The organism is Povalibacter uvarum (genome assembly GCF_014202975.1).
GTDB classification, from domain to species: domain Bacteria; phylum Pseudomonadota; class Gammaproteobacteria; order Steroidobacterales; family Steroidobacteraceae; genus Steroidobacter; species Steroidobacter uvarum.
On sequence record NZ_JACHHZ010000003.1, the window covers coordinates 582,518 to 608,332 of the forward strand.

Sequence of the window (25,815 nt, forward strand, 5' to 3'; positions counted from 1 at the left end):
TGGTGTGCCGGAAGACTAGCACTCCCGCTGGCCGGCGGACTCGTCCGTTCAGCCGAGTTTGAACAGGTTCAATCCTGGCAGTGGCCCGCCGGGGAACTGATGCAACCGGCCGTTGGCCAGACCGCCCAGGTCGATGGTCGCGAAGCCGGCGGCTTCGAGAATGCCGCTGACGGTAGTCTTCGCGGCGGCATCGTCTCCGGAAACGAACAGAACTCGTCGGGTATCTGCGCGGACCGGATCGCTGCCCAGCAATTCCGGGGTCAGGGTATTCGCCGTCTTCACGACGCGAGCGCCGGGCAGCAGGGACGCAACGATTTCACTCGATGTCCGTCCACCCAGTTCGGCGAACTCGAACGCCGGCATGATGATCGGGTTCATGGTGTCCACGACGATCTTGCCGTTCCATGCCGGGAGATCCGCGAGCGCCGAGGAAAGTTGTTGCCATTGCACGGCGAGGACGACGATGTCGGCCTGGGCCGCTTCCTGTCGTGTGCCTGCGCGAGCACGGTTTCCGAGTTTGAGCACCGCTTCGGCCAGCGACTGCGGTCCGCGGCTGTTGCTGACGATGACGTCGTGTCCGGCGTTGATCGCCTGCTTTGCAAAGGCGAGCCCGATCCCGCCCGCACCGATGATTCCGATTTTCATGATGGCAATGGCTCGCACGCGCTGGCCCAGGCCAGCCTTTCTTTTCGATCCAGCTTCTTCAGAGCGGCTTCGGCCCTGAGCGCTTCGGATTTCGTCGCGAAGGCCCGGGCGCCGAGGACGCGAACCGGCGGATTGGCGCGAGTGAACTTCGCGCCTTTACCGCTGGTGTGCGCGGCGAATCGGCTTGCGACGTCGATCGCAATGCCTGCGTACGTGCGGCCGTCGCGACAAGCGAGCAGGTACAACCACCAAGTCTGATCCATGCCGCGAGGTTAGCAGTCGCGGGCTCGTTCGGCATCTGTCGCGCTCTTGCTGTGGGTCCGACTTTAGTCGGACGTAAGCGAAGCATCGCCTGCGGCGATAACGTCCGGCTGAAGCCGGACCCACAGGCAGTGTGCAACCGCTGGCTAGCCAGCTAGCCGGCTAGCTGGCTAATCTCCCTGCCTCCGGATCATTCCGGCGCTATAACGAGAACAGCCATGCAGCTCAGCGACCGCATTCGCGCCGAACAGATTCGGTCGATCTATCGGAACACGCCGCCGGGGTTGTTCGGGACGCTGCTCGCGATCACCTTTCTCACGCTCGTTCTTGTCCATATCGATGCCGTCGCCGTGGATCGGGCCATGGTACTGATCGGCGTGATGGCGGCGCAGACTGGCGCCCGGGGATTTCTGTATCGCGCTTACCTGCGCGCCGTGCCCGACAGCAGCGAATGGCGATTCTGGGCGCGGTGGTTCACTGTCGGAGCGACCGTCGGCGGGCTGACGATCGGCGCCGGGTCCATCTGGATCATGTCGCACGGCCGGGTCGATCTGCAGCTCGTTTCGCTCCTGTTGATTTTTGCGATCACGAGCGGCGCGGTCAGTGCCTTCGCCGCCTACCTGCCCGCGTTCATTTCATTCTTCGTGTCGATCTCCGTGCCGCCGCTGCTCTGGTTGCTCTCGCAGGGAGAGGTCATTCACACTGCATTGGCCGTGCTGTATCTCGTCTGGTTCATCTCGATCGCCGAACAGGCGCGGCGGTCGAGTGCGGCATTCATCGATGCGGTCAGGCTGCGTCTCGAGAATATCGACCTCGTCGAAGGGCTGCGTCGCGAGAAGGCGGCAGCAGAGCAGGCGAACGCTGCGAAGTCGCGCTTCCTGGCAGCTGCGAGCCATGACCTCCGCCAGCCGGTTCACGCGTTGAGTCTCTTCGTTGCGGCGTTGAGGCCGCGGTCAATGGATGATGAAGCTCGCAACCTGCTCGATCACATCGACGGGTCGGTGCGTGCGATGAGCGGATTGTTCGGCGGCTTGCTGGACATCTCGCGCCTCGACGCAGGCGTCGTCGAGGTGAACAAGGAAGCCGTAGCCGTCGAACCGCTTCTGGACCGCGTGTGCCGCGACTACGAAGTGCAGGCGCGGGCGAAGGGATTGCAGCTGCGGGTCCGAAAATGCTCGGCGTTCGTCGAAAGCGATGCACTGCTGCTCGAGCGCATTCTCCGCAACATCATCGCCAATGCAGTCGCATACACAGATCGAGGGCGCGTGCTCGTGGGATGTCGTCGCGGCCGCACGCTGCGCATCCAGGTGTGGGATACCGGCCGCGGAATTCCGCAGGCCGAGCAGGAGCACATCTTTCAGGAGTTCTATCAGCTCGGTAACCCGGAGCGCGACCGCACGAAGGGCGTGGGACTCGGGCTCGCGATCGTCCGCCGCCTGACGACGCTGCTGGATCATCCGCTCACGGTCCGTTCGATCGCGGGCCGCGGCAGCCTCTTCGAGATCAAAGTGCCGCTCGGGGAGGCACGCGCCGAAACCACTGCATCGACAGGTCGATTCCTGAACCCGTTCCAGGGGCAGGGCAGTGGCCTCGTGCTGGTGATCGACGATGAGCTGGCGATCCAGCTCGCGATGAAGAGCCTGCTCGAGAGCTGGGGCTACGAAGTGCTGGCCGCGGGCTCGTGCGACGAAATGCTCGAGCGCATCGCGACACACCGGACCGTGCCGCGCCTCATCATCTGCGACTACCGATTGCGCGACAACGAAAGTGGCCCCGCCGTCATCGAGCGTTTGCGCTCGGAGTACAACGATGAAATTCCCGGCATGCTCATCACCGGCGACACGGCACCCGACAGGATTCGCGAAGCGCAGGAGAGCGGCTTTCTATTGCTGCACAAGCCCGTGCCGAACAGCAGGCTGCGCGCGTCGATCGCTCATCTGATCGATTCGCGGGAGACGGCTGCGGTGTAAGAGCGGAGTGAAACTCCGACCCTCAGAGCAGCTTCGCTTCACGTACGGCATTCGCCGCTTGCGTGCGATTCACGACATTGAGCGTCTTGAAGATTGCGGCGACGTGAACCTTCACGGTTTTCTCGGCGATGCCGAGCCGGCTGCTGATTTCCTTGTTCGACAGGCCCGTGCAGAGATGGCGCAGCACGTCCATCTGCCGCTCTGTCAGTTGTTCGATCGGTGGCGGCGTGCCGGGCCCGTCGCCTTGCTGTTTCTGAGCTGCGCTCGCGGTCGCGAGCAAGGGCGGTACATAGATGTTGCCGGTGAGCACGAGCTGCAACGCGGACAGCAATGTCTGCGGGCTTGCGGACTTCGGAATGTAGCCCAGTGCGCCGGCGTTCAACGCGCGCCGTACATCGCTGGGATTTTCAGACCCTGACAGCACGATGACCGGCAGTTCCGGCCGGCGGCGGCCGAATTCGCGGACGGCGAGATCGCCGGACATGCCCGGCATCAACAGATCGACGAAGACCGCGTCGAGATCCGGATGCTGATCCGCGATGTCGAAGGCAGCAGCGCATTCCGCCGCCTGCAGGACGATCGTGTGCTCGCCAGCCTGCCGCAACAGGGCGGCAAGCCCGTCACGGAACACCGGATGATCGTCGATGACCAGCAACTTCATGCGCGCAACTATCAGTCATCGCCTGTCGTGCGGGCAAGCCGATAGGTCCAAAGACCTAGGTCCCGGATGTAGGGACGCCGGTCGATTTACAGAGGAACCCTCCGGCGGCTGCAATGGCGCCGACAGCTAAGGAGGTTCACGCGATGTCCAGACTGAGGCAGCTCAACGACCTGATCACGGGGATCGACAGCGAACCCAAGGCGAATGCCCTGGTGAAGAGCGTCCTGCCGAACCAGGCCGCGGGCATCGATTCACCGATGCTGGGCACCGAAGCCGGGGTGAGGAACTGTTCGCTGATCGCCGAGTTCGTCGTCACCTACTTCACCTACGGCAAGGTGCGGTACAGCGACCGGATCATCGGTAACTCGACCAGCGTCAAGAAGAACGGGCCGTTCGATGTGAAGAAGGCGTTGAGCGGCGACTCGCAGGCGGCGGTCGGCGAGTTCGGTGGTCACAACATTGCGCTCGTCAGGGATGGCAACCTGTTCGCGCTCTACCAGGCTTGGGAAGGCAAGTATCACGTATTCCCGCGCCTGAACGACGACGGCGAGTCGCACAATATTTTCGGGACAGGCGATGAGACGGCGTCGCTCATCAACAAGGAAGTCGCCGCGCTCGAGGCCGAGACCGGCACACAGATCGTGTTCAAGAACATGTCGTGAGCACGGGCGGCCCGCGCTACGCAGGCCGTTTCGGAATCGTCAGTCCCTTCGCCACTGCAGGACGGGCCAGGAAGGCATCGAGTGCACGCTTGACGTGCTTGAACTGCTCGAAGCCGACGAGCTCGCCCGCGTTGTAGTAGCCGATCAGGTTGCGCACCCAGGGGAAGGTGGCGATGTCGGCGATCGAGTAGTCACCGGCGATCCATTCGCGATCGGCCAGTCGTTCATTGAGCACATCCAGCAGCCGCTTCGATTCCTCGACGTAGCGGTCGCGCGGGCGTTTGTCTTCGAACTCCTTGCCGGCGAATTTATGAAAGAAGCCGACCTGGCCGAACATCGGGCCGATGCCGGCGGCCTGGAACATCAGCCACTGGAGCGCTTCATATCGCGCGGCGCCGTTCTTCGGCAGCAGCTTGCCGCTCTTGTCCGCGAGATAGATGAGGATCGCTGCCGATTCGAACAGCGGTAGCGGCTTTCCGTCGGGGCCCTGCGGATCGATGATCGCGGGAATCTTGCCGTTGGGATTCAGCGAGCGAAATTCCTGCGACTTCTGGTCCACCGTATCGAAGTTCACATAGTGCGGCTCGTAGGGCAGCCCGGTCTCTTCCAGCATGATCGATGCCTTCACGCCGTTCGGCGTGGTCAGCGAATAGAGCTGGATGCGATCAGGATACTGAGACGGCCATTTGCGCGTGATCGGGAAGTCGGAGAGCTTCGACATGGTCAGGTTTTCCGCGGGTCAGTTTTTTCAACGCATCATTCAATTTCGCTGACCGATGCGTTCAGTGCGGTCGCGAGGGCGGCATCGCCGCTCAACAGATCCTTCCACGCGAGGACGATTCCTTTGCGATGTCCTTTGCGTGTGAGTTTGATGTCTGTCGGGCTGAGCGTCACCACATACTGCTCATTGCCGACTTCGATCTCGCGTTTCAAGGGACGGTCGAGCTTTGTCATGAGGACATACCTGCAGGTTCTGGACGCGCGTTTCATGCGGGGATTTCCCCTGCAAGACTCGCAGCGGCATGCAGGGGTTCCCATACATTCATGACGCGGCTGTCACGGGAGTCGTTCCTGCGCGGGCAGCACTGAACGGTCAGCGGATCTCTACAATGCCGCCATCGTTTCTTACCCCGCGGAGTGTTCATGACCAGTCGTCTGTTCGATCCCATCCGGATCGGTGAAGTGGAATTGCCGAATCGTCTCGCTGTCGCGCCGATGTGTCAGTACAGCGCGAGCGATGGATCGGCGAACGACTGGCATCTGCAGCATCTTTCGCAGCTCGCGTACTCCGGTGCCGGACTCGTGATGGTCGAAGCAACCGCGGTCGAGCGGCGCGGTCGCATCACGCACGGCTGCGTCGGCCTTTACACGGATGAGAATGAAGCCGCGCTCAGGCGCGTGCTCGATGCGGCTCGTCGGCTCGGTGGCGCAACTCGCTTCGGAGTGCAGCTTGCTCACGCCGGGCGCAAAGCCTCGAGCCGGAAGCCCTGGGATGGAGGTGCCGCGCTGACGGAAGGGGAAGACCCGTGGCAGACAGTGTCGTCGAGTGCAGTGGCGTTCGGCGAGGACTGGCATGTGCCGCATGCGTTGACGAAGGAGGAGATCGCGCAGACTGTCGCAGCATTCGTACAGGCGGCGCATCGCGCGGTGCGAGCTGGATTCGAAGTCATCGAGATCCACAGCGCGCACGGCTATCTGATGCATGAATTCCTGTCGCCGCTCGTCAATGCACGCAAGGATGAATACGGTGGTTCATTCGAGAACCGGATTCGCTTCCCGCTCGAAGTCATTCGGGCTGTTCGTGCAGCGGTTCCTTCGCACGTTGCTGTTGGCCTGCGCGTATCCGCGACGGATTGGGTGGAGGGCGGCTGGGATCTCACGCAGACCATCGCCTATGTTCGCGAAGCGAAGAAGCTGGGTATTGCATATGTGTGCGCATCGAGCGGTGGTATTCGTGCGCATGTGATGCCGCCCGTCGCGCCGGGGTTCCAGGTCGACTTTGCAGCAGAGATCAAAGCCTCGACGGGCGTCGTAACGCGCGCCGTTGGTCTCATCACTGATCCGAAGCAGGCCGAGCAGATTCTCGAGGAAGGCCGCGCCGACATGATCGCCCTCGGACGTGCGTTCCTCGACGATCCGCGCTGGGGCTGGCACGCGGCCGATGTGCTCGGTGCGAAGACGCATTTCCCGCCGCAATACCACATGGCGCGTGGCTCGAACTGGCGGAAGTTTCGGGATCAAAGCGCGGCGAGAGTCTGAATTGCCACCATGCCGTTCCCGCGAAAGCGGGAATCCATTCCGTGGTAGCCAGGATGGACTCCCGCCTGCGCGGGAGTGGCTACTTGACCTCCGCCGCTCTGCGTTGCAGGAACGCACGCTCCGCATCGGTCTTCGTCAGGGCAATCGCTGCTTCATACGCGGCCACTGCCTCGCTGCGCCGATCGAGCCGGCGAAGCAGGTCCGCCCGTATCGCATGGAACATGCGGTACTCGCCGAGCTGTAACTCATCCACCAGTATCAGCGCGGCACCTGGCCCTTCGACTTCCGCGACCGCCACTGCGCGATTGAGCGCAACGACGGGCGTCGGCTCGAACGTGATGAGCTGGTTGTAGAGCACGAGAATCTGCGGCCAGTCGATGGCGCCCGTGAACAGGGCATCGCTGTGAACGGCATTGATCGCAGCCTGGATCTGATAGGGCCCCGGCTGATTCGCCTCGAGGCATTCGCGAACGATCGTCTGTCCCTCCGCGATCTTCACGCGATCCCACAACGAACGATCCTGCTCGCTCAGAATCACGAGGCAGCCATCGGCGCCAACACGAGAGGCGCGGCGTGCATCAATCAGCAGCAGCAACGCAAGCAGTCCCCAGGACTCAGCGTCGTCCGGCATCAATAATGCGAGCAAACGCGCCAGCCGGATCGCTTCGTCGCACAACTCCGTGCGGATCAGCTGTGATGTTTCGCTGGCGGAATGGCCTTCGTTGAAGATCAGATAGAGCGTCGCGCGCACTGCGCGAAGACGCAGCGGGAGCTGATCTTCAGGCGGGATGCGATAGGGGATGCCGGCGTCGCGGATCTTGCCCTTAGCCCGAACGATCCGTTGCGCCATCGTGGCTTCAGGTACAAGGAAGGCGCGCGCGATCTCGGCAGTCGTCAGTCCTCCCAGCAGACGCAGAGTCAGCGCGATCTGCGCACTCGTCGCCAGGGCCGGATGACAGCACGTGAAGATCAATCGCAAGTGATCGTCGCGCACGGCGTGCTCCTGCGACTCGACATCGGGAGTGTCCAGAAGCGTCGCTGCAAGATGGCGATCGGCACGCGATGCTTCACGACGTGCGCGATCGATGGCCCGATTGCGCGCCGTCGTGATGATCCAGCCAGCGGGGCTGGGCGGCAGTCCTGTAGCGGGCCAGCGCTCCAGTGCAGTGGAAAACGCATCCTGCACCGCTTCCTCAGCGGCATCGATCGAGCCGAATGACCTCGTGAGTACGGCAACGGCGCGGCCGTAATGTTCGCGAAAGATCTGCTCGATCTGTGCGTTGGTGGCCGTGGGCATCAGCTCGGCCCTTCCTCCCGGAACGGGCGGACTTCAACCGGAAGTGTCGTCGCCGCGGCATAGCGCCGGCCCCATTCGAGTGCGGCGTCGAGATCGGGTGCCCGCAGGATGGTGAAGCCGCCGATGTGCTCCTTGCCTTCGGCGAACGGACCGTCGGTGATCAGCGTTTCGCCGTTGCGCACGCGAACGACCGTCGCTGTGCTGGCGTCATGCAATCCGCCCGCGAACACCCATGCGCCCTGCGCCTTGAGCTCGTCCCGAATCGCGTATACGTCCCGCATGATCCTGCCCAGTGCTTCTGGGTCGGGGCGGCCGGGGCCGTCGGGCTGGTAGAGGCTGATCAGGTACTGTTTCATGGTCCGCTCCTGAAATGCGTTGACGGGATGACCGGCAACAGCCGGTTCCGACCCTATACGAACGGCGAACCGGCGAATCGACATGTAGCACGCGGCAGCGGACAAAGAAATTGCGGGCCGCGATCTCGTCCCATCGTGCCGGAGCGGCCTTCCGTCGAATCGACACTGACCAAAGAGGGGACGACGTCCCGGACCACGTTCCGCGCCGGCGGTGTCTGTGTGACACTCGGCCTCTCGGCTTCCATAACAAGGCAAACCTGCGCATGAGAGTCACGCTTGCTCTGTTCGCTCTCCTGATCGGCTGTCCGGTTCTCTCTCATTCGGCCAGCCCGAGCGGCGGTATCGAGGGTTACTACCGTGATCCGGTTCTTCACGGCGACACGCTGGTGTTCGCCGCGGAGGGCGACCTGTGGACTGTGCCAGTCACTGGCGGTGTCGCACGACGACTGACGACGCATCTCGCGGAGGAGACGCATCCGGTCATATCACCGGACGGACGCACGCTCGCATTCACAGCTCGCTACGAAGGGCCGGCTGAGGTCTACACGATGCCGCTCGCAGGCGGGTTGCCAGTACGCCGGACTTTCGAGGGCGAGTCCGCCATTGCAACGACGTTTACTCCGACGGGCGAGCTCGTCTATGCGACGCAGCACTACGCGACGCTGCCTGATCCGCAGCTCGTGGCAATCGACCTGTCCACGGCGGAGAAGCGCCGCATTCCGTTGAGCCAGGCAAGCGAGGGGTCGTTCGACGCGAACGGCAAGACGCTGTACTTCGTGCGGCCGGCGTTCCACAACAACGTCACCCGCTGGTACACCGGCGGCACGGCCCGGCAGATCTGGAAATTCCGCGATGGCGCGGCCGAAGCCGAGAAACTGACGCGCGACTACGCGGGCGAGAGCCATACTCCGATGTGGTGGAACGGTCGTGTCTATTTCGTGACCGATCGCAATCGCACGATGAATCTCTGGTCGATGGATGAGAGCGGCAGCGACCTGCAGCGCCATACGGACCACAACGGCTGGGATGTGCGCTATGCCTCGTTGAACGCAGGCCGGGTTGCCTATGTCGTCGGTGCCGACATCTGGATCCACGACATCGCCGCGAACGCGAAGCGCAAGGTCCCCATCACGCTTGCGTCCGATCTCGATCAGCTGCGCGAGAAGTGGGTGACCAAGCCGATCGAGAACCTGACTGCGATGCATCTGCGGCCCGACGGCGAAGCGGTCGTGCTGACTGCTCGCGGCCGCGTATTCGTCGCCCCGGTCCGTGACGGCCGATTCGTGCAGGTTTCCCGCAAGCCGGGCGTGCGCTATCGCGATGCCGTGTTCATGCCGGACGGCAAGTCACTCGTCGGATTGTCCGACGCCAGCGGCGAGATGGAGTTCGTCCAGATGCCGGCGAATGGGGTCGGCGCGGACCGCCCCTTGAGTCGCGATGGCAAGGTGCTGCGATTCGAAGGGGTGCCATCACCCGATGGCAAGTGGATCGCGTTCGCCGACAACAACAATGAAGCGTGGCTGCTCAGTATCGCGTCGCGCTCGACGACACGCATTTCCACCAATCAGGAAGGCATCTTCGGATTCGCGTGGTCGCCGGACAGCCGGCACGTCGCGATCAATCAGGCCGCGGCCAACTCGTTCCTGCAGATCCTTCTCTACGACGTCGCCAGGCGTACGCACACGGCGCTCACGAGCGATCGCGCGAACAGTCACGATGCGGCGTTCAGCCCCGATGGCAAGTGGGTCTACTTCCTGTCCGATCGCAGCCTGAACTCGGTCGTGCAGAGCCCGTGGGGCCCGCGTGCGCCGGAGCCGTTCTTCGATCGACCCGACAAGCTCTATCAGGTCGCGCTTCGCAAGGGACTGCGCTCGCCCTTCAAGCCGGCGGATGAGCTGCATCCGGCAGTGCAGGAAAAGACCGAAGAGGATGACGACAAGGAGCGCGAAGAGGTCGAGGAAGAGCCTGCCGATGAACCTCAGCCTCCTGAACCGGCGGAACCGGTCGAGCTCCCGCCACAGCTCCCACCAGAGCAGCTGGATCCGCCCGCGCCTGTGACGGCCCAGGCGGCGCAGAGCGAGAAGCCGCGCACCGGCAAGAAGAGCTCGAAGGACGACAAGGAAGAAAAGTCGAAGTCGTCAGCGCCGGCGATCGTGCGCATCGACTACGAGGGTCTCGCGCAACGTATCTACGAAGTACCGGCACCCGCCGGCGACTATTTCCGGCTGTCCGTCAGCGACAAAGCGATCTACTGGATGTCGCGCGATGTCGGTGCCGAGGCCAAGGCAAAGCTCATGGTGCTCGAGATCACGAACGATGATCCCGAGGCCGAGAAGTTCGTCGAGGATGTCTTGTCGTACGAGCTCTCGCGCGACGGGAAGAAGATCCTGCTGCGCAAGAACGACGATCTCTACGTCGTCGAAGCGGGCACCAAGGCGCCGTCGGAGCTGGACAAGTCGAAGCTGCGTCTGACGTCGTGGAACTATGCGATCGACGTGCGTGAGGACTGGCGCCAGATGTTCATCGATGCATGGCGGATGGAGCGCGACTACTTCTACGACCCGGGCATGCATGGCGTCGACTGGAATGCGGTGCGCGACAAATATCTTCCGCTCGTCGATCGCGTCACCACGCGCGACGAATTGTCGGATGTGATCGGCCTTGCAGTCGGCGAGTTGTCCGCGCTGCATACGTCGGTTCGTGGCGGTGACATGCGCCGCGGCAACGACGACATCAAGGTGCCGACGCTCGGTGCCCGGCTCCTGCTGGATCGCCGCGCCGGCGGTTATCGCATCGATCACATTTACCAGGCCGATCCGGACTATCCGGATGAGCGTTCACCGCTTGCCGATCCCGAGCTGGGCGTGTCGGTCGGCGATGTCATCACGATGATCAACGGCGTGAACGTGCTTGCGGTCAGCCATCCGAACGCGTTGATGCGCAACCAGGTCGAGCAGCAAGTGCTGCTGCGCCTGAAGTCGAAGGCGACAGGGAAGGCACGGGACATCGTCGTATATCCGGCCACGGACGAAGCGTCCCTGCGCTACAGCGATTGGGAGCTGACCCGGCGCCAGCGTACCGATTCGTTGTCGGAGAACCGGATCGGCTACGTGCATCTGCGTGCGATGACGGCTTCGGACATCACGTCGTGGTTCCGCAACTTCTATCCTGTGTTCAACCGGCCCGGCCTCATCGTCGACGCGCGACACAATCGCGGCGGCAACATCGACAGCTTCATCCTCGCGCGATTACTGCGAAAGCCCTGGATGTACTGGCAGACGAGAGCAGGGCAGCCCTACTCGAACATGCAATACGCGTTCGGCGGCCACGCCGTCGTGCTCGTCGATGAGCAGACCGGTTCGGATGGCGAAGCCTTCGCGGAAGGCTTCCGCCGCCTCGGCATCGGCAAGGTGATCGGTACCCGCACCTGGGGCGGCGAGATCTGGCTGGGGTCGGACAATCGTCTTACGGACAACGGTTTCGCCCGTGCGCCCGGCGCGGGTGTCTACGGACCGGAACGCAAATGGCTCATCGAGCAGCACGGCGTCGACCCTGACATCGTCGTCGACAATCTGCCGCACGCGACGTTCAACGGTGGCGATGCGCAGCTGGAGGAGGCGGTGAAGTATCTGCTCGGAGAAATTCAGCGCGATCCGAGGACGGTGCCCGCGGCGCCGGAGTATCCGAAGCTGAAGCCAGCTAGCCGTTAGCCAGCTAGCCAGATTCGGAGGATGTGAACGGATGGATCCCCGCGTTCGCGGGATGACGGACTGCAGGCGCCGCATGCGGCCTTCCTGTTCTGGCTAGCTGGCTAGCCGGCTAACAGCTAGCCGGCTTCTTGCCTCACACCACCTTCAGCACCTTATATATGTGCGCCTGATCTCGGAACACCGCCACCCGCGTGATGCTGTAGTACTTCGTCGGCGAGGCGATGCAGAGGATCGAGATGCCGGCGCCTTGCTTGAGCAGCTTCTTGTCGGTCATGCCCGAGATGAGTTTCGGAATGAGGCCCGCGGTTGAGGACTCGTTGAAGAGCTCGATGTCGCCGCGCCTTTTCAGGGCTTCCCAAGCTTGCTTCTGCGGCATCTGGCCGAAGCCGTCCTTCTCCGTGTCGACGTGATTGACCATGGCGATGCCCTGGTCCTTGTAGATGCCCATGATGCAGCCGCTGAATTCGCCGCTGATGACTTCGTCGCCGGCCATTGGCGTGTTCGCGTTCTGGCCGCGCTTGTACGGGAGGATCCGGACGGGATTGGCGCCGCTCGTGTCGCCGAAGAACTTGATGAGGTTCGGTGAAGTCAGGTGATGCTCGAACGTCCAGCTGCCGTCGAAGGCATCCTGCCCCCTGCTGATGAGGTCGAAGAGTCCCTCGATCCGCACCCCTTGTTTCAGGAAGTCCTTCAGCATCGTGCCCGCTCACATCGCTGTTGTCGTTTCGACGAAGAATGCCTCAAGCGACGCGGAAGGAAAACAGTCCGTGGGGCGCGTTTTGCTTGCTATCTTCGTGCCGCATGGAACGAAAGACTTAGGTCCGTCGTTATCCGGGGTCGTGCCCGGACAAGGCAGCCAATGAACTCGAGCCGGGATTTCGAGCTGGCACGAGATGTGATTCCCTTGCAATGGGATGGGATCGAAGAGCGTAACGCAACAATCATGACGCAGACGGCATGATGCAGACGGACGGGCCGCCCGAGGCCGCCAAGCCGGAACCCGCGAAGGGTCTGAGTTCCATTGCGCGTCGCGGCGCGGTGCTGACCATGGGCGGTCAGTTCCTCACTATCGCGATCCAGGTCGGCGGGCTCATCGTCCTTGCGCGCCTGCTGTCGCCCAAAGACTACGGCATGCTCGCGATGGTGCTGGCCGTCATCGGCGTTGGAGAAGTACTGCGCGAGTTCGGCTTGTCGTCAGCAACAGTGCAGGCGGCGAGCGTGACGCACCAGCAGCGAACGAATCTGTTCTGGATCAATACCGGGATCGGCCTGGGACTGAGTCTGGCGACGGTTCTTTGCGCGCCGCTGATCGCAGCCTTCTATCACACACCGGCGCTGTCGCCGATGACGCAGGCGCTGGCGATCACGTTCGTCCTGAACGGCATCGCGACCCAGTATCGTGCGCAGTTGAATCGGGACATGCGCTTTGGGCGGCTCGCGATCTGTACCGTTTCCGGCCAGGCGACCGGGCTTGCGATCGGAGTGGTCATGGCGCTCAAGGGCTTCGGCTACTGGGCGCTCGTGGGGCAGCAAATCGGGTTCGCGCTGTCGATGCTGATCTTCTTCCTGCTCGCGGGCCGATGGATGCCGGGACTGCCGCGGCGCTGCGCCGGAATGGGCGAGTTCCTGCGCTATGGCTGGAACCTGATGCTGTCGCAAGTCATCGTCTACTTCAGCCGCAACGTGGACAGCATGGTGATCGGCGAGCGGTTCGGTGCGAATGCGCTGGGGTTCTACAACCGCGCCTATCAGCTGGTGATGCTGCCGCTCTATCAGATCACTTCGCCGGCCGGGACGGTGGCGCTGCCGATCCTGTCGCGGCTGCGAGACGATCCGAAGCGTTACGATGATTTTCTGCTGGCGGGGCAGGCGGCATTGCTGCACGCGATCTTCGCGATCCTGGCATTCGCGTGCGCCCAGGCGCATGCGCTCGTCGATGTCATCCTCGGCGAACGATGGATGCCGATGGCGGCGCTGTTCCAGTTGCTCTGCATCGGGGGCATGTTTCAGGCAGCCACCAATGCGACGTACTGGGTGTTTCTCTCGAAAGGGCTGACCGGCACGCATTTCCGCTTCACCGCAATCAGCAAGCCGCTGCTGATCGCCGGCATCATCGTCGGTGCCAATTGGGGCGTGATGGGTGTGGCAATCGCGCAGGTCATCGGATTGGGATTGACCTGGCTGGCCGCGCTCGCATGGCTGCGCGGTACCGGTTCGCCGGTGAGGAGGCTGTTCACCGATACGTTGCTGCTGCTGGTCGGCTATGGCTTTTGCGGTCTCGCGGCGGGTGTCGTGCCCTGGTTGCTGCACCTCTCGGGGATTGCTGCCATTGCCGCCGGAGCTGGCGTGATGATTGTGGCATTCGGCCTGCTGTATCTCGTGAGCCCTCATTTCCGCGGGTCCGTGAAGGCCGTGTTCCGGACGATGGCGATCGCCCGATCGTCCAAGGCAGCGAAGGGTTCGGTGGCCCCCAATTGAAAGGGGGCGATGCGCCCCGATAATCCCACGATCTCCCTCGCAACCTGCGAACCCCTGTGCGCGTAAGCCGTTCCTTCCTGATCGCATCAGCGCTGCTCGTGCTGCTGCACTTCTACATTGGTGCCCGATTGCTCCCAGACCTGGGGCTCAATGGGTTCGGATGGACGATCGGAGTAGTCGTCCTGATCGCGTCCTGCCTGCTGATGCCCGCGTCGATGATGACGCGGCCGCTCGAGTCACGCTCGCTCGCGGATCGAATCGCATGGGCGGGCCTCCTGATGATGGGCTTCTTCTCTTCGCTGTTCGTGCTCACGTTGCTGCGCGACATCGCGCTGCTGGTGGCCGCGCTCGTGTCGACCGCGCAGGCAGCAGCGATGGTCCGGCCCTCAGCCGCAGGCGTCGTCGTACTGGCCATTCTCGTAACGCTGATCGGCTTCTTCAATGCGAGACGGCGCGCCCGCGTCGTCGAGATCGACGTCCCGATCGCGAAGCTTCCGGCACAGTTGCATGGGTTCTCGATTGTGCAGATCAGCGACGTTCACGTCGGCCCAACCATCAAGCGCGGCTACGTGAACGCGATCGTCGAAGCGGCGAATGGACTCAACGCCGACGTCATTGCCATCACGGGCGATCTCGTTGATGGCAGCGTGCAGCAACTCGCTGCCGATGTTCAGCCGCTGTCACAACTCACGGCGAAGCACGGCGTGTACTTCGTTACGGGCAATCATGAGTACTACTCGGGTGCGCGCGCCTGGACACAGGAGCTGCGCAAGCTCGGGCTCACAGTCCTCATAAATGAGCATGTCGTGCTCGCTCGGGACGAAGCATCGCTGGTACTGGCGGGAGTGACTGACTACACCGCGCATCATTTCGAACCGCAGAGTCGCAGCGATCCGTCAGCGGCGTTGCACGGCGCGCCGCTCGATGCAGTCAAGATCTTGCTGGCGCATCAACCGCGTTCCGCGCCGGCTGCGGCATCCGCCGGTTTCGATTTGCAGCTCTCAGGTCACACGCACGGCGGTCAGTTCTGGCCATGGAATCTTTTCGTGCCGCTGCAGCAACCGTTCACCGCAGGACTGCATCGGCTCGGACAGCTATGGGTCTACGTAAGCCGCGGCACAGGCTACTGGGGCCCGCCGAAACGATTCGGTGCGCCGTCGGAGATCACGCGGATCAGGCTCGTGGCGGCGTGACGCGCTGGAGCGCATAGCTGTCAATCGCAGATCTTCGTCGGCTACCATGCGTGCATGATTACGCGCCGACAGTTCTCCAAAGCCGCTCTTGCATCTCTCGCACTGCCATCCGCTGCGGCGGCTTCCGCATTTGGTCCCGACTCGACGGCCGATGAGGTCACAGCAGGCTTGAATCTGAAGGGCAGGACCGCGCTCGTCACCGGCTGCAACACAGGGATCGGTTACGAAACCCTGCGTGTTCTCGCGCTGCGCGGCGCTACAGTGATTGGCACAGCGCGTACGAAGGACAAGGCGGCCGAGGCCTGTCGCAGCGTCAGCGGGAAAGCGATTCCCGTAGTGCTCGAGCTCACTGATTTCGGCTCCGTCGTTGCGTGCGCCGGACAGGTGCGTCGCATGGACGTGCCGATCGACATCCTGATCTGCAACGCAGGCATAGTGCTCGACAGCCACGAACAGGTCAGAGGGCTCGAGAAACAGTTCGTCGTGAACCACCTCGGCCATTTCATTCTGGTGAACCAGCTGCAGGATCGCGTGGTGGACTCGCCCGAAGGCCGCGTCGTTGTCGTGGGCAGCGGCAACCATCGCGATGCGCCGCCCGGCGGCATTCAGTTCGATGCGCTTTCGGGTGACGGCTGGTTCAAGCGTGGCTATGCGCATTCAAAGCTTGCGAACGGCCTGTTCTCGCTGGAGCTGTCCCGTCGATTGAAGTCGACGCGTGCGACATCCAATTGCGTGACACCTGGACCGACCCGCACGGACATTCTCCGATACACGGATTCCAGCACCGCGAACTATCGCAAGTCGCCAGCGCAAGGTGCGGCGACGCAATGCTACGTCGCTGCACATCCGGCAGTGAAGGGAATCACGGGCGAGTATTTCAAGGATTGCGCGCCAGCACCGCAGGGCGAGTATCAGACGGATGCCGCGATGGCATCGCGTCTGTGGACCGTTTCGGAGCAACTGGCGCGCGGATATCTGCGCAGCTAGGCGAGAACCTGGCGCACCAGAAGTGCGGCCAGCGTCAACATCGTCAATCCCACCAAGGCATCCAGAATGCGCCACGCCATCGGCCGGGCGAACAGCGGCACGAGCAGTCGCGCACCGAATCCCAGCGCGGAGAACCAGCCGGCACTGGCAACAGCAGCGCCGCCGATGAACCAGCCGCGCAACTCCGCCGGCTGTCGTGCGCCGATCGATCCGACGAGCAGGATCGTGTCCAGATAGACGTGGGGATTCAGGAACGTAAAGCCTGCTGCCTGGGCGAGCGCGGAGCGCAGCGAGATCTGGCTGCCTGATCCGTTAGCGGCCATTGATCGGGGCTGCAGCGCATTCCTCAGCGCACGGATACCGTAGGCAGCCAGAAACACCACGCCCCCGAATGTGAGTATCGTTGTGAGCATCGGTGCGTCGCCGAGTATCGTCGACAGGCCCGCGACGCCGGCCGCGATCAACATGAAATCGGCGACGATACAGAATGCAACGATGGGGACGACGTGCTCCCGCCGCAGCCCCTGTCGCAGGACGAAAGCGTTCTGGGCGCCTATGGCAATGATGAGTGTGGTGCTGAGCACCAGGCCGGTCATGAATGCGGTGTTCATGGCGCGCAGTCTCGTGGCCGCGTTCGCTTCGGTCCAGTTAGACTCTCTGTTCCTGCTGAAGCGGAACTAATCCCATGCTGGACTATGCGTCGCTCGCCGCGGTGGCGGCCGTTGTACAGGAAGGCAGCTTCGAACGGGCTGCGCGGCTGCTCAACGTCACATCGTCCGCGATCTCACAACGAATCAAGCTGCTCGAGGAGCGCGTCGGCAGCGTGCTCATCGTTCGCGGCCAGCCCTGCACGGCGACCGCGGCCGGCAATCTCATTTGCCGCCACGTAGAGCGTGTCGGCATGCTGGAAAGCGAGCTGCGCGATTCGCTGCCACAACTCGTTCCAGCTTCGGCGGGCGATCGAATCACATTGCGGATCGGGGTGAACGCCGACTCGCTCGGGAGCTGGTTCCTGGCGGCGATGGCGACGTTCACCCGGGAAGAGGCGGCGCTGCTCGACGTCGTCGTCGACGACGAAGAGCACACGATCGATGGATTGAAGAACGGCCAGGTGCTCGCAGCCATTACGTCGCACGCGCAATCCGTGCAAGGCTGCAAGAGTGTGGAGCTCGGGAAGTTGCGCTATCGGGCTGTCGCGAGCCCCGACTTCGTCCAGCGCTACTTCCCCGATGGTGTGACAGCCGAGAGCCTCGGTGTGACGCCCTCGCTGCGCTTCAATCACAAGGACCAGATGCAGGCGACATGGATTCGCACCCGGCTCGGCAATGACGTCGCGACGCCGGCGCACTGGCTGCCGTCGACGCAGGCCTTCCTCGATGCCAGTCTCGCCGGGATCGGCTGGAGCATGAACCCGGAACCGCTGATTCAGCCGCATCTGAGAGCGGGCACGTTGATCGAGTTGATCGCTGACAGTCCGCTCGATGTGCCGCTGTACTGGCAGCACACGCGCCTGCAGGTACCGACGCTGGAGCGACTCACTCGCGCGGTCAGTACAGCGGCGCGGGCCGTACTCCTGTAGCCGCGCTCACAATGCGGATGTGGTGCGAGTCGGTATTGCACTGGTCCGATCGACTCGCGAGTACCACGGCATCAGGACGAAGAAAGAGAAGTAAACCACGGCGAACACGCGCGCCGCGTTGGTGGCGGCAGGGGTCGCTGGTTGCAATCCGAGATAGCCCAGTGCGAGGAAGCTGGTTGCGAATGCGATCAGGAATCCCCGATATAGCCAGCCGCGGTAACGGATCGACTTCACCTTCGAGCGGTCGAGCCAGGGCAGGAATAGAAATGCGACCACCGCGGCGCCCATCAGCAACACGCCCAGGAGCTTGTCCGGCACGGCGCGCAGGATGGCGTAGAAAGGAGTGAAGTACCACACGGGCGCGATGTGCTCGGGTGTTCGCAATGGATCGGCCGGTTCGAAGTTCGCGGACTCGAGGAAGTAGCCGCCCATCCCCGGCGCGAAGAACACGACGGCCGCCAGGACTGCGATGAAGGCGATCACGCTGACCAGGTCCTTCACGGTGTAGTAGGGATGGAACGGAATGCCGTCCGCGGGATGGCCGGCCGTATCTTTGACGTCGTCGATCTCGATGCCATCCGGATTGTTCGAACCCACCTCGTGCAGGGCGAGGATGTGCACGATCACCAGGAAGACGAGTGCCAGAGGCAGCGCCACGACGTGCAGCGCGAAGAACCGGTTCAGCGTGCTGTCGGAAATGTAGTAGTCGCCGCGGATCCATTCGACGAGTGATTCGCCGATGCCCGGAATCGCGCCGAAGAGTGACACGATGACCTGCGCACCCCAGTAAGACATGTTTCCCCACGGCAGCAGGTAACCGAAGAACGCTTCGGCCATCAGGCACAGGCAGATCAGCATGCCGAGAATCCACACGAGCTCTCGAGGGTTCCTGTACGAGCCGTACAGAAGGCTCCGGAACATGTGCAGGTACACGACGACGAAGAATGCGGACGCACCCGTCGAATGCAGGTAGCGGATCAGCCAGCCCCATTCCACGTCACGCATGATGTACTCGACCGATGCGAAAGCCTCCGCAGCGGACGGCTTGTAGTGCATCGCGAGGAAGAGGCCGGTGACCAGCTGCAGGATGAGCGCGACGAGTGCCATCGCGCCGAAGTAGTACCACACGTTGAAGTTCTTCGGCGCGTAGTACTCGCTCGCGTGCTTCTTGAACGTGCTCGTCAGCGGGAATCGGGCATCGATCCACGCGAGGAGCGACGCACCGAACGAGCGTCGCGATACCGGTGCGTCTTGTGGCGCGGCGCTCATGATGATGACTTCAGGCGGTCGCTCGCGCGGATTCGAGAACGCGACCTTCCTCGTCGAGAATCGCCCGCCTGACGCTCACGTCGAGCAGTTGGGTCTCCATGAAGCGGCTCAGATTGCCGAATCCGTCGAGATCGATGTGCAGCCGCGTTGCCCAGCGGAGCATGACCAGCAAGTACGGGTCAGCGACCGAGCGTTCGCCGGTGATCCATTCGCGCTTCTCGAGCTGTGTGTCGAGGATGCCGAGATACTTGCGCACGTTCTGGCGCGCTGTGTCCGCGATCTCGGTAGCCCGTGCGGGATCGGCCAGGAACCGGTGCGGGACGAAGATGGGCTTGAACGCGGGGTGAAGATCGGAGTTGAGCAACCCGAGCCACCGCATGACTTCCGCGCGGCCCCGCGGCGAGCCGTCGCCGAACAGTCGAGCGGCGGGATAGCGCTCGGCGAGATAGCAGAGAATCGCGACGTTCTGCGTAAGCATGAAGTCGCCATCGACGAGCAGCGGCACGGTGCCGGCCGGATTGAGTGCGAGATAGCGGGGCGATCTGATGCTGTCGTGATCGATCTTGACGGCCTCGTAAGGCACACCGATCCACTCGAGCACGATGTGATCGGCCAGCGAACAGGAACCAGGGAAGTAGTAGAGCCTCATGTCGATCTCCCAATCGAAACGGCTGGCTCCGGGGCGGCGCTTGCCGATATCCGGAGCCGGCCTCCTGCGGAAGTTGTTGCTGCGATCAGTGGCGTGCGGAAGGCTGTGTCGGTGCCTTGGCCGCCGGCCGCTGCGATCCTGCCTCCTGCAGCCAGTCTTCGAAGCGCTTCGCGCCAATGCGTGCACCGGGGCCGGTAACGAGGCTCTCGTCGTTGAGCTCGGCACCGAAGTAGGGTGCATGAGCATCCGTGATCACTTCGCGCTCATCGCCGTTCGCCTTCAGAACGCGTCGCACGAGCTCGTCGATTCGATAGCGTTCCGGTCCGCCGACTTCGACAGTGCCCATGATCGGCTTGCCGACCGTGATGTCGGCGAGCGCCGAGACGACATCCGCAGAGAGGATCGGCTGGAACAGTGCGCCTGAAACGCGAACGCTCTTGCCGTCGGTAGCGGCCTGGGCGATGCGGCCGATGAACTCGAAGAACTGCGTCGAACGCAGGATCGAGTAGGGGACACCCGAGCTCTTGATCAGATTCTCCTGGACCAGCTTCGCGCGCAGATAGCCGCTGTCGCTGACCCGATCGGTGCCGACGATCGACAGCGCAACGTGATGGCCGACGCCGGCGCGTGCTTCGGCGGCGAGAAGATTCGTTCCCGACGTCTCGAAGAACTTTCTCACGGCTTCGTCTTCGAACGAGGGTGAGTTGGCGACGTCGACGACCACCTGCGCACCGGCGAGCGCCGCGTCCAGTCCTTCGCCGGTGATCGTGTTGACGCCGGAATCAGGAGACGCGGCGAGCACCTCATGACCTTTGCTGCGAAGAATGCTCACGAGCCTGGAACCGATGAGGCCGCTGCCACCAATGACGACGATTTTCATGTCCTACTCCTGCGTTGCTGTCGACGGATCCGGAGTCACGCATGTGCTCCTGTGACGCTATGTTGCGGAGGCAGGCGGCGGATCTCTTGATGAAGGCGGCGGCAACTTGGATGAAACGTGTTTTCGCTCGCGGCGCCGTCATTCCCGCGAAAGCGGGAGTGCATCTGCATCAAAGGCATGGACTCCCGCTTTCGCGGGAGTGACAGATGGCTTGCCCCTCCATCGCGTCATCGTGTAGCTGTCCGGCACCTTGCGGTGGAATTGCGCATGAACGGGTGGAAAATGCGCCTTCCGGAACAGCCCCTCGACGAACTGACGCCCCGTCTTCTTCGTTGCGACGGCGGGCAATGAACGAATGCTCAGTACAACGGTCCGGTGCGGTTCCCTTGCTCCTGCACTGAACGACGCGGGAGCGCACGATGAAGTTTCGGATCGAGCGCGGACTCCAGCCACTCATCGAAGCCGCCCACACCGATGATCGCGCCCTCATCCGGAATCAGTGTGTCTTCACCCAGCGGCGCACCGAAGTAGCGAGCGCTCCGATCCGCGATGACTTCGCGCGGGTCCTGCTGGGCCTGCATGACGCGCCGTACGACTTCGTCAAGCCGCAGCAGTTGCGGGCCGGCAAACTCGATCATGCCGTTGCGCGGCGCCGCGGTTGCGATGTCGGCGAGGGCCGCGGCTGTTTCACCTGAAGCCAGTGGCTGGACGAGAGCGGGCGATACCCGAACCGCGCTTGCGCTCTCGTCAGGCTCGGCGATCCGGGGCAGGAACTCGAAGAACTGCGTCGAGCGCAGGATCGTGTGCGGAATCGGCGAGGCCGAGACGAGATCCTCCTGCGCCATCTTCGCGCGGAAGTAACCGCTTTCGAGCAATCGATCGGTCCCGACGATCGAAAGCGCAATGCAGTGCTTTACATGAGCGGCTTCGGCTGCCGCGAGCAGGTTGCGAGTCGAGGTGCCGAAGAACTCCAGGGCTTTCGCATCCTCGAAGGAGGGCGAGTTGGTCACGTCGACCAGAACTTTCGCGCCCGCAAGTGTTTCGACGAGACCGTCACCCGTGAGAGTGTTCACGCCGGTGCGCCGTGAAGCCGCGACAACGTCGTGGCCACGACGGCGCAGATTGTCGACGAGCTGCGTTCCTACGACGCCGCTGCCGCCAATGACTACGATTCGCATGAGAGGCTCCGCTATGGAGCTGTCGGTGAGCTCCCGTGGGGAACAGCTTCGGCCATGCCGTGCCGCGGCTCTTGTTCGCGTCTGCGGTCATTTGGACGAGGGCTGCAGCAACGGTTGGGTTGTTCCCGCAGCGCGTCCCGATCTACACTCGGTCAAGTCATGCGTCGCCACCTTCTAAATCTGCTGGTTTTCGTCGCTCTGGTCTTCCAGGGCGTCGTGGCCGTTGGCGGCGATGTGATCATTGATGGCGGTCAGGAGCAGCATTGTGCGGGGCATGATGCGCCGCAGAAGGATTGCCCCTGTTGCCCCGAAGGCTCAGCGGCGGGGATGAGTTGCACAGTCCAGTGCTCGGTGTCTCAGGCGCCCATGATCGTGCCGATGCCTGTTCGCGTCGCCAGCTACAGCACGGACACCGCTTTCAGTCAGCGGGTATCGGCTGGCCCCAGCTACGTCCCACTGGTCCCTCCACCTATCGCGTGATTCCGAGCTCGTAACCCTCGCGGCACTCGCGTTGCCGTGCGTTTCGTTACCTCTTGGAGTTACCCATGAAGAATCTTCCTGGGCGCATCGCCGTGCCGATGACGCTCATGATCGGCGCCGCCTGCGCAAGCGCGGTTGCCAAGCCCATTGCCTTCGCTGATGGCACGACCGTCATGGCGGAATACGGTGCGGGCACGATGACGGAGGTCCAGGCGTTCTACGCGCCGACTTTCCGTTACTCGCTCGGTGGCGGCCATCTTTCGCTGAACAGCGCGGAGAATGACGACGCGCGTGACATCACTTACCTGCGGCTCAACTACCTGCCCAAGCGCTGGAACTTCGAAGCGGCGCAGGCCAACGTGTTTGTCTGGGGCGGCGCCGGGCGGGCGCACATCGGCGAGACCGGCGACGACGAGTTCACGTGGAATGCGGGCGGGCAGATCGACTACGAAACACGTCGCGTCTACGCATCGCTGCGCACGGACTACTACGACGCGAGTGCATTCAGTCATCGCATCGACACGCTGCAACTCGGTATCGCCCCCTACGAGCACGACTACGAGACGCTCGCCGTGTGGTTCGTGATTCAGGGCCGGGAGTACACCGGCGATCTGTTCGAAGGCACCGAATGGGCGGCCCTGCTGCGACTGTTCAAACACAGCGCATGGCTGGAGGCCGGCGCAACGCGCGAAGGCAAGCTCCAGGCCATGCTCATGTTCAATTTCTAGGGACCGATATGAAGTCATCCAAACTGCTGATCGTGTTCGCGCTGATCGCCACCAGCGCCTACTCCGACACTATCGAAATGACGGTGAACGGGCTGGTCTGCGGCTTCTGCGCGCAGGGAATCGAGAAGACACTGCGCAAGAATCCGGCAACCGCCGATGTGCTGGTCAGTCTCGAGAACCGGCTCGTTGCCGTTGTCACTCGCGAGGGTACGGACATCCCGGACACAGACCTGCGCAAGGCGCTCACCAATGCCGGCTATGACGTCAAGGCGATCGAGCGGACGCACCGCTCCGTGAACGAGCTTCGCACCGTCCTCAAGGAAGGGAAATGAGCGTCACGTTGAAAGGCGCTGTCGGCGCATCGGCCGCTGCGCTGCTGGCCAGTTCAGCGACGCTTGTTTGCTGCGTTCTGCCGGCGGTGATGGTGTCGCTGGGCGCCGGAGCAGTGCTGGTCGGGCTGGTTTCGGCGGTGCCACAGCTCATCTGGCTCAGCGAGCACAAGATCATGGTCTTTGCGATCGCCGGTGGAATGCTGTTGGCCAGCGGACTGATGCTGCGACGTGCGGCGTATCTCCCGTGCCCCACTGATCCTGTGGCCGCGAAGGCGTGTATCAGGCTTCGGCGTATCAGCTCCGCGTTGTTCTGGTCCGCGGTCGTGGCTTACTCCATCGGTGCGGGTTTTTTGTGGATCGTTCCGCTGGTTTCCGGCTGATGAGTGTCCTGCGGATTCTCTGATGCCAGGGGACTGTGCCGGTTTCGAGTGTGCCGAGAGACAGGAAAGGACGCTCAGCGCCACGAACGTCAATGCGGCCATCGTCATCCCCTGACCGTCCTCGAGTGCTACGGAACTGGAGTGAGGGTCGAACGGCTCCGCTCGCTGGCGCGCCGTTTCGCCAGTGCGTATTCCCGCTCGACGAGCGTCTCGCCCATGAACTGACGCAGCGTCGGCCCGATGCGCAGCGGTCTCACGCTGAACAGGAACTCGAGCACCTCGTGGAACCACACGCGCCTGCCGATACGCGTGTACCAGCGCATCGCATGGCGGTAGTCGGCATCGTGATGGAACAGCATGCGGGCCAGGACTTTCGGACGTGCCTGCATCAGGACCTCGATGGTCTTGAACCATAAGAACACCCGCCATGAGGGTACGCCTCGCGCACTGAGGACCTGATGTTTGTAGTCCCAGCGCCGCAGATCGTATTGCAGTACTTCGCGGTCCAGGACGGTCGCATAGAACGGCGTCCAGCGATGCGGTGTCGCATAGAGCAACTGCACCTGGTCGGGATCGTAGTGGAGCAGGTGGCGATACGACTTCCAATAGTCGCGATCCGATTCCTCGTTGAAGCCGACCACGTACGTCGCCATCGAGATGATGCCGTGCGCTCGCAGCAGGCGGATCGCGCGCTGGTCCTCGGAGGTTGACGCTCCTTTGCGGATCCTTCGAATCGTTTCGTCGTCGTAGCTCTCGATACCCAGCAGGAAGCGGATGACACCGGCGCGCTTGTAGAGGTGCAGGATGTCACGGTCCCGGACGATGTCGCTTGCGCGAGTCGAGCCTACGAGCAGCAGCGGCACGCGTTCGGCGATCAGCGCCTCGAGAAATTCCTTCCACGCCTTGCGGGATCCGGTCGGCAGCTCATCGGCGAAGTTGATCAACTCGACGCCATGTTTGCGGTGGAGCCACGCCAGCTCGCGGGCGAGCTTCACCGGATCGCGATGTCGCCACTGAGTCCAGAAGCCACGCTGTCCGCAGTAGCTGCACAGATACGGGCAGCCTCGTGAGAACTGCACGACGACAGCGCGCTTGCCGCCCCAGTAGGAGTAGCGCGTGAGCTCGACGAGCTCCCAGCCGATACGATAAGCGTCGAGGTCGCGAATCATTGCGGCCGGCGGTGTTGCGACCGCGTCACCATCCTTCCGGAACGCAATGCCGTTCGTAAGCGAAAGATCAGCGCCACTCGCGAGCGAGTGCATCAGGCGCAACGCCGTCTCTTCACCTTCACCGCGCACCACAATGTCGACATGCGCGCATTCGCGCAGGATTTCGTCCCAGTGATACGTCGGGTGAACGCCGCCGTAGACGATCGTGAGATGCGGCATGGCGAGTTTGAGCAGCCGGCACAGTTCGACGACTGTCGGATGAGCCGTGCTCGAACCCGAGTGACCGATCATGACGACTTTCGTCTCGAGCAGTTGCACCTGGCGCGCGATCTCGGTCAGCGGCAGCGGACCAAACTCCGCATCGATCAGCCGTACCGTGAATCCCGCATCGATGAGCGGCCCCCCGACGCTCAGGAGTCCGAGCGGCGGCAGATGCTCCTTAGGAATGCGACTGCCGATGGCTGTGTGCGGCGGATTGATGAGCGTGATGTTCATGTCTGCATGCGCGGTAGGGCGGTGCGGACATGGTCATCAAGCCACGAGCTGCGGGCAATGAACTACGGGTGATGGATTGTGATGAATCGTGCACGAACAACAGTGTCGGTGCGAGCGCTAACGCCATTCAGGTCGAGGATGCGCAGGCGCCGATCACACCGCTGCCTTGCCCGAAGTACGTAGTGTCCTTGCACACC

Annotated in this window: 25 protein-coding genes; 11 read left to right on the forward strand and 14 right to left on the reverse strand. The window is 62.8% G+C overall.

The genetic code is table 11. From position 1 onward, the window contains the following. Positions 1 to 48: 48 nt before the first annotated feature. Together HNQ60_RS13880 and HNQ60_RS13885 are read right to left on the reverse strand one after the other, a co-directional pair. The gene (locus HNQ60_RS13880; RefSeq protein WP_221304199.1) at positions 49 to 645 is read right to left on the reverse strand and encodes an NADPH-dependent F420 reductase; all 597 of its coding nucleotides are present in this window, start codon (positions 643 to 645) and stop codon (positions 49 to 51) included. Beyond that, positions 642 to 908 (reverse strand): GIY-YIG nuclease family protein, encoded by a 267-nt coding sequence (locus tag HNQ60_RS13885; RefSeq protein WP_184332743.1) that lies wholly within the window; start codon positions 906 to 908, stop codon positions 642 to 644. The genes HNQ60_RS13880 and HNQ60_RS13885 overlap by 4 nt, the downstream gene beginning before the upstream one ends. 216 nt (positions 909 to 1,124) lie before the next feature. On the opposite strand from HNQ60_RS13885, the gene HNQ60_RS13890 reads away from it, so the two are divergent. Further along, the gene (locus HNQ60_RS13890; RefSeq protein ID WP_184332745.1) at positions 1,125 to 2,876 is read left to right on the forward strand and encodes an ATP-binding response regulator; all 1,752 of its coding nucleotides are present in this window, start codon (positions 1,125 to 1,127) and stop codon (positions 2,874 to 2,876) included. A 22-nt stretch (positions 2,877 to 2,898) separates the two neighbouring features. Here the strand turns inward: HNQ60_RS13890 and HNQ60_RS13895 are convergent, their stop codons facing one another. Then, on the reverse strand, positions 2,899 to 3,537 hold the full coding sequence (locus HNQ60_RS13895) for a response regulator (RefSeq protein WP_184332747.1): 639 nt from the start codon (positions 3,535 to 3,537) through the stop codon (positions 2,899 to 2,901). A 143-nt stretch (positions 3,538 to 3,680) separates the two neighbouring features. Here HNQ60_RS13895 and HNQ60_RS13900 point away from each other — a divergent pair, with 143 nt between their 5' ends. Beyond that, positions 3,681 to 4,199, forward strand: coding sequence for a hypothetical protein (locus HNQ60_RS13900; RefSeq protein WP_184332750.1), 519 nt, complete (start codon positions 3,681 to 3,683; stop codon positions 4,197 to 4,199). Positions 4,200 to 4,215: 16 nt separating this feature from the next. Here HNQ60_RS13900 and HNQ60_RS13905 read toward each other — a convergent pair whose 3' ends face one another. Together HNQ60_RS13905 and HNQ60_RS13910 are read right to left on the reverse strand one after the other, a co-directional pair. After that, complete coding sequence (locus HNQ60_RS13905; RefSeq protein WP_184332752.1) at positions 4,216 to 4,920, reverse strand: glutathione S-transferase N-terminal domain-containing protein; 705 nt, start codon at positions 4,918 to 4,920, stop codon at positions 4,216 to 4,218. A 35-nt stretch (positions 4,921 to 4,955) separates the two neighbouring features. Next, positions 4,956 to 5,153, reverse strand: a complete 198-nt coding sequence (locus tag HNQ60_RS13910) for a hypothetical protein (RefSeq protein ID WP_184332754.1) — start codon at positions 5,151 to 5,153, stop codon at positions 4,956 to 4,958. A gap of 189 nt (positions 5,154 to 5,342) precedes the next feature. Here HNQ60_RS13910 and HNQ60_RS13915 point away from each other — a divergent pair, with 189 nt between their 5' ends. Further along, on the forward strand, positions 5,343 to 6,458 hold the full coding sequence (locus HNQ60_RS13915; RefSeq protein ID WP_184332756.1) for an NADH:flavin oxidoreductase/NADH oxidase: 1,116 nt from the start codon (positions 5,343 to 5,345) through the stop codon (positions 6,456 to 6,458). 79 nt (positions 6,459 to 6,537) lie between these two features. Here HNQ60_RS13915 and HNQ60_RS13920 read toward each other — a convergent pair whose 3' ends face one another. Beyond that, on the reverse strand, positions 6,538 to 7,755 hold the full coding sequence (locus HNQ60_RS13920) for an RNA polymerase sigma factor (RefSeq protein ID WP_184332758.1): 1,218 nt from the start codon (positions 7,753 to 7,755) through the stop codon (positions 6,538 to 6,540). After that, entirely contained in the window at positions 7,755 to 8,111 is a 357-nt protein-coding gene (locus HNQ60_RS13925; protein WP_184332760.1) for a YciI family protein, read from the reverse strand. The genes HNQ60_RS13920 and HNQ60_RS13925 overlap by 1 nt, the downstream gene beginning before the upstream one ends. A 263-nt stretch (positions 8,112 to 8,374) precedes the next feature. Here HNQ60_RS13925 and HNQ60_RS13930 point away from each other — a divergent pair, with 263 nt between their 5' ends. Then, positions 8,375 to 11,821, forward strand: a complete 3,447-nt coding sequence (locus HNQ60_RS13930) for a S41 family peptidase (RefSeq protein ID WP_184332762.1) — start codon at positions 8,375 to 8,377, stop codon at positions 11,819 to 11,821. A 133-nt stretch (positions 11,822 to 11,954) separates the two neighbouring features. Here the strand turns inward: HNQ60_RS13930 and HNQ60_RS13935 are convergent, their stop codons facing one another. Further along, positions 11,955 to 12,518 carry a hypothetical protein gene (locus tag HNQ60_RS13935; protein WP_184332764.1) on the reverse strand — a complete coding sequence of 188 codons (564 nt, stop codon included), beginning with the start codon at positions 12,516 to 12,518 and terminating at the stop codon, positions 11,955 to 11,957. 260 nt (positions 12,519 to 12,778) lie between these two features. On the opposite strand from HNQ60_RS13935, the gene HNQ60_RS13940 reads away from it, so the two are divergent. Genes HNQ60_RS13940 through HNQ60_RS13950 form a run of 3 tightly spaced genes read left to right on the forward strand, consistent with a single transcriptional unit; the run spans position 12,779 to position 16,479 of the window. Beyond that, positions 12,779 to 14,299, forward strand: a complete 1,521-nt coding sequence (locus HNQ60_RS13940; protein ID WP_221304200.1) for a lipopolysaccharide biosynthesis protein — start codon at positions 12,779 to 12,781, stop codon at positions 14,297 to 14,299. A 56-nt stretch (positions 14,300 to 14,355) separates the two neighbouring features. After that, entirely contained in the window at positions 14,356 to 15,492 is a 1,137-nt protein-coding gene (locus HNQ60_RS13945) for a metallophosphoesterase (RefSeq protein ID WP_184332766.1), read from the forward strand. Between the two features lie 54 nt (positions 15,493 to 15,546). After that, on the forward strand, positions 15,547 to 16,479 hold the full coding sequence (locus tag HNQ60_RS13950; protein ID WP_184332768.1) for an SDR family NAD(P)-dependent oxidoreductase: 933 nt from the start codon (positions 15,547 to 15,549) through the stop codon (positions 16,477 to 16,479). On the opposite strand, the gene HNQ60_RS13955 is transcribed toward HNQ60_RS13950, so the two are convergent. Then, positions 16,476 to 17,090: a LysE/ArgO family amino acid transporter gene (locus HNQ60_RS13955; RefSeq protein WP_184332770.1), complete on the reverse strand. Its 615-nt coding sequence runs from the start codon at positions 17,088 to 17,090 to the stop codon at positions 16,476 to 16,478. The two genes, HNQ60_RS13950 and HNQ60_RS13955, sit on opposite strands and share 4 nt — an antisense overlap. A gap of 74 nt (positions 17,091 to 17,164) precedes the next feature. Here HNQ60_RS13955 and HNQ60_RS13960 point away from each other — a divergent pair, with 74 nt between their 5' ends. Further along, positions 17,165 to 18,058, forward strand: a complete 894-nt coding sequence (locus tag HNQ60_RS13960) for a LysR family transcriptional regulator ArgP (RefSeq protein WP_184332772.1) — start codon at positions 17,165 to 17,167, stop codon at positions 18,056 to 18,058. A gap of 6 nt (positions 18,059 to 18,064) precedes the next feature. Here HNQ60_RS13960 and HNQ60_RS13965 read toward each other — a convergent pair whose 3' ends face one another. The 4 genes from HNQ60_RS13965 to HNQ60_RS13980 form a co-directional block, all read right to left on the reverse strand. Then, on the reverse strand, positions 18,065 to 19,327 hold the full coding sequence (locus tag HNQ60_RS13965) for a cytochrome b (RefSeq protein WP_184332774.1): 1,263 nt from the start codon (positions 19,325 to 19,327) through the stop codon (positions 18,065 to 18,067). A 10-nt stretch (positions 19,328 to 19,337) separates the two neighbouring features. After that, on the reverse strand, positions 19,338 to 19,976 hold the full coding sequence (locus HNQ60_RS13970; RefSeq protein WP_184332776.1) for a glutathione S-transferase family protein: 639 nt from the start codon (positions 19,974 to 19,976) through the stop codon (positions 19,338 to 19,340). Positions 19,977 to 20,061: 85 nt separating this feature from the next. Continuing rightward, the gene (locus HNQ60_RS13975) at positions 20,062 to 20,856 is read right to left on the reverse strand and encodes an SDR family oxidoreductase (RefSeq protein ID WP_184332778.1); all 795 of its coding nucleotides are present in this window, start codon (positions 20,854 to 20,856) and stop codon (positions 20,062 to 20,064) included. A gap of 359 nt (positions 20,857 to 21,215) precedes the next feature. Further along, entirely contained in the window at positions 21,216 to 22,034 is an 819-nt protein-coding gene (locus tag HNQ60_RS13980) for an SDR family oxidoreductase (protein WP_184332781.1), read from the reverse strand. 545 nt (positions 22,035 to 22,579) lie between these two features. Here HNQ60_RS13980 and HNQ60_RS13985 point away from each other — a divergent pair. The 3 genes from HNQ60_RS13985 to HNQ60_RS13995 are packed head-to-tail and all read left to right on the forward strand — an operon-like array spanning position 22,580 to position 23,954. Continuing rightward, positions 22,580 to 23,242 (forward strand): hypothetical protein, encoded by a 663-nt coding sequence (locus tag HNQ60_RS13985; protein WP_246433585.1) that lies wholly within the window; start codon positions 22,580 to 22,582, stop codon positions 23,240 to 23,242. An 8-nt stretch (positions 23,243 to 23,250) separates the two neighbouring features. Next, positions 23,251 to 23,574 (forward strand): heavy-metal-associated domain-containing protein, encoded by a 324-nt coding sequence (locus tag HNQ60_RS13990; RefSeq protein ID WP_184332783.1) that lies wholly within the window; start codon positions 23,251 to 23,253, stop codon positions 23,572 to 23,574. Further along, the gene (locus HNQ60_RS13995) at positions 23,571 to 23,954 is read left to right on the forward strand and encodes a hypothetical protein (RefSeq protein WP_184332785.1); all 384 of its coding nucleotides are present in this window, start codon (positions 23,571 to 23,573) and stop codon (positions 23,952 to 23,954) included. Before HNQ60_RS13990 ends, HNQ60_RS13995 begins: the two co-directional genes overlap by 4 nt. A 128-nt stretch (positions 23,955 to 24,082) precedes the next feature. Here the strand turns inward: HNQ60_RS13995 and bchE are convergent, their stop codons facing one another. Then, complete coding sequence (bchE, locus tag HNQ60_RS14000; protein ID WP_184332787.1) at positions 24,083 to 25,618, reverse strand: magnesium-protoporphyrin IX monomethyl ester anaerobic oxidative cyclase; 1,536 nt, start codon at positions 25,616 to 25,618, stop codon at positions 24,083 to 24,085. Positions 25,619 to 25,815: the final 197 nt, after the last annotated feature.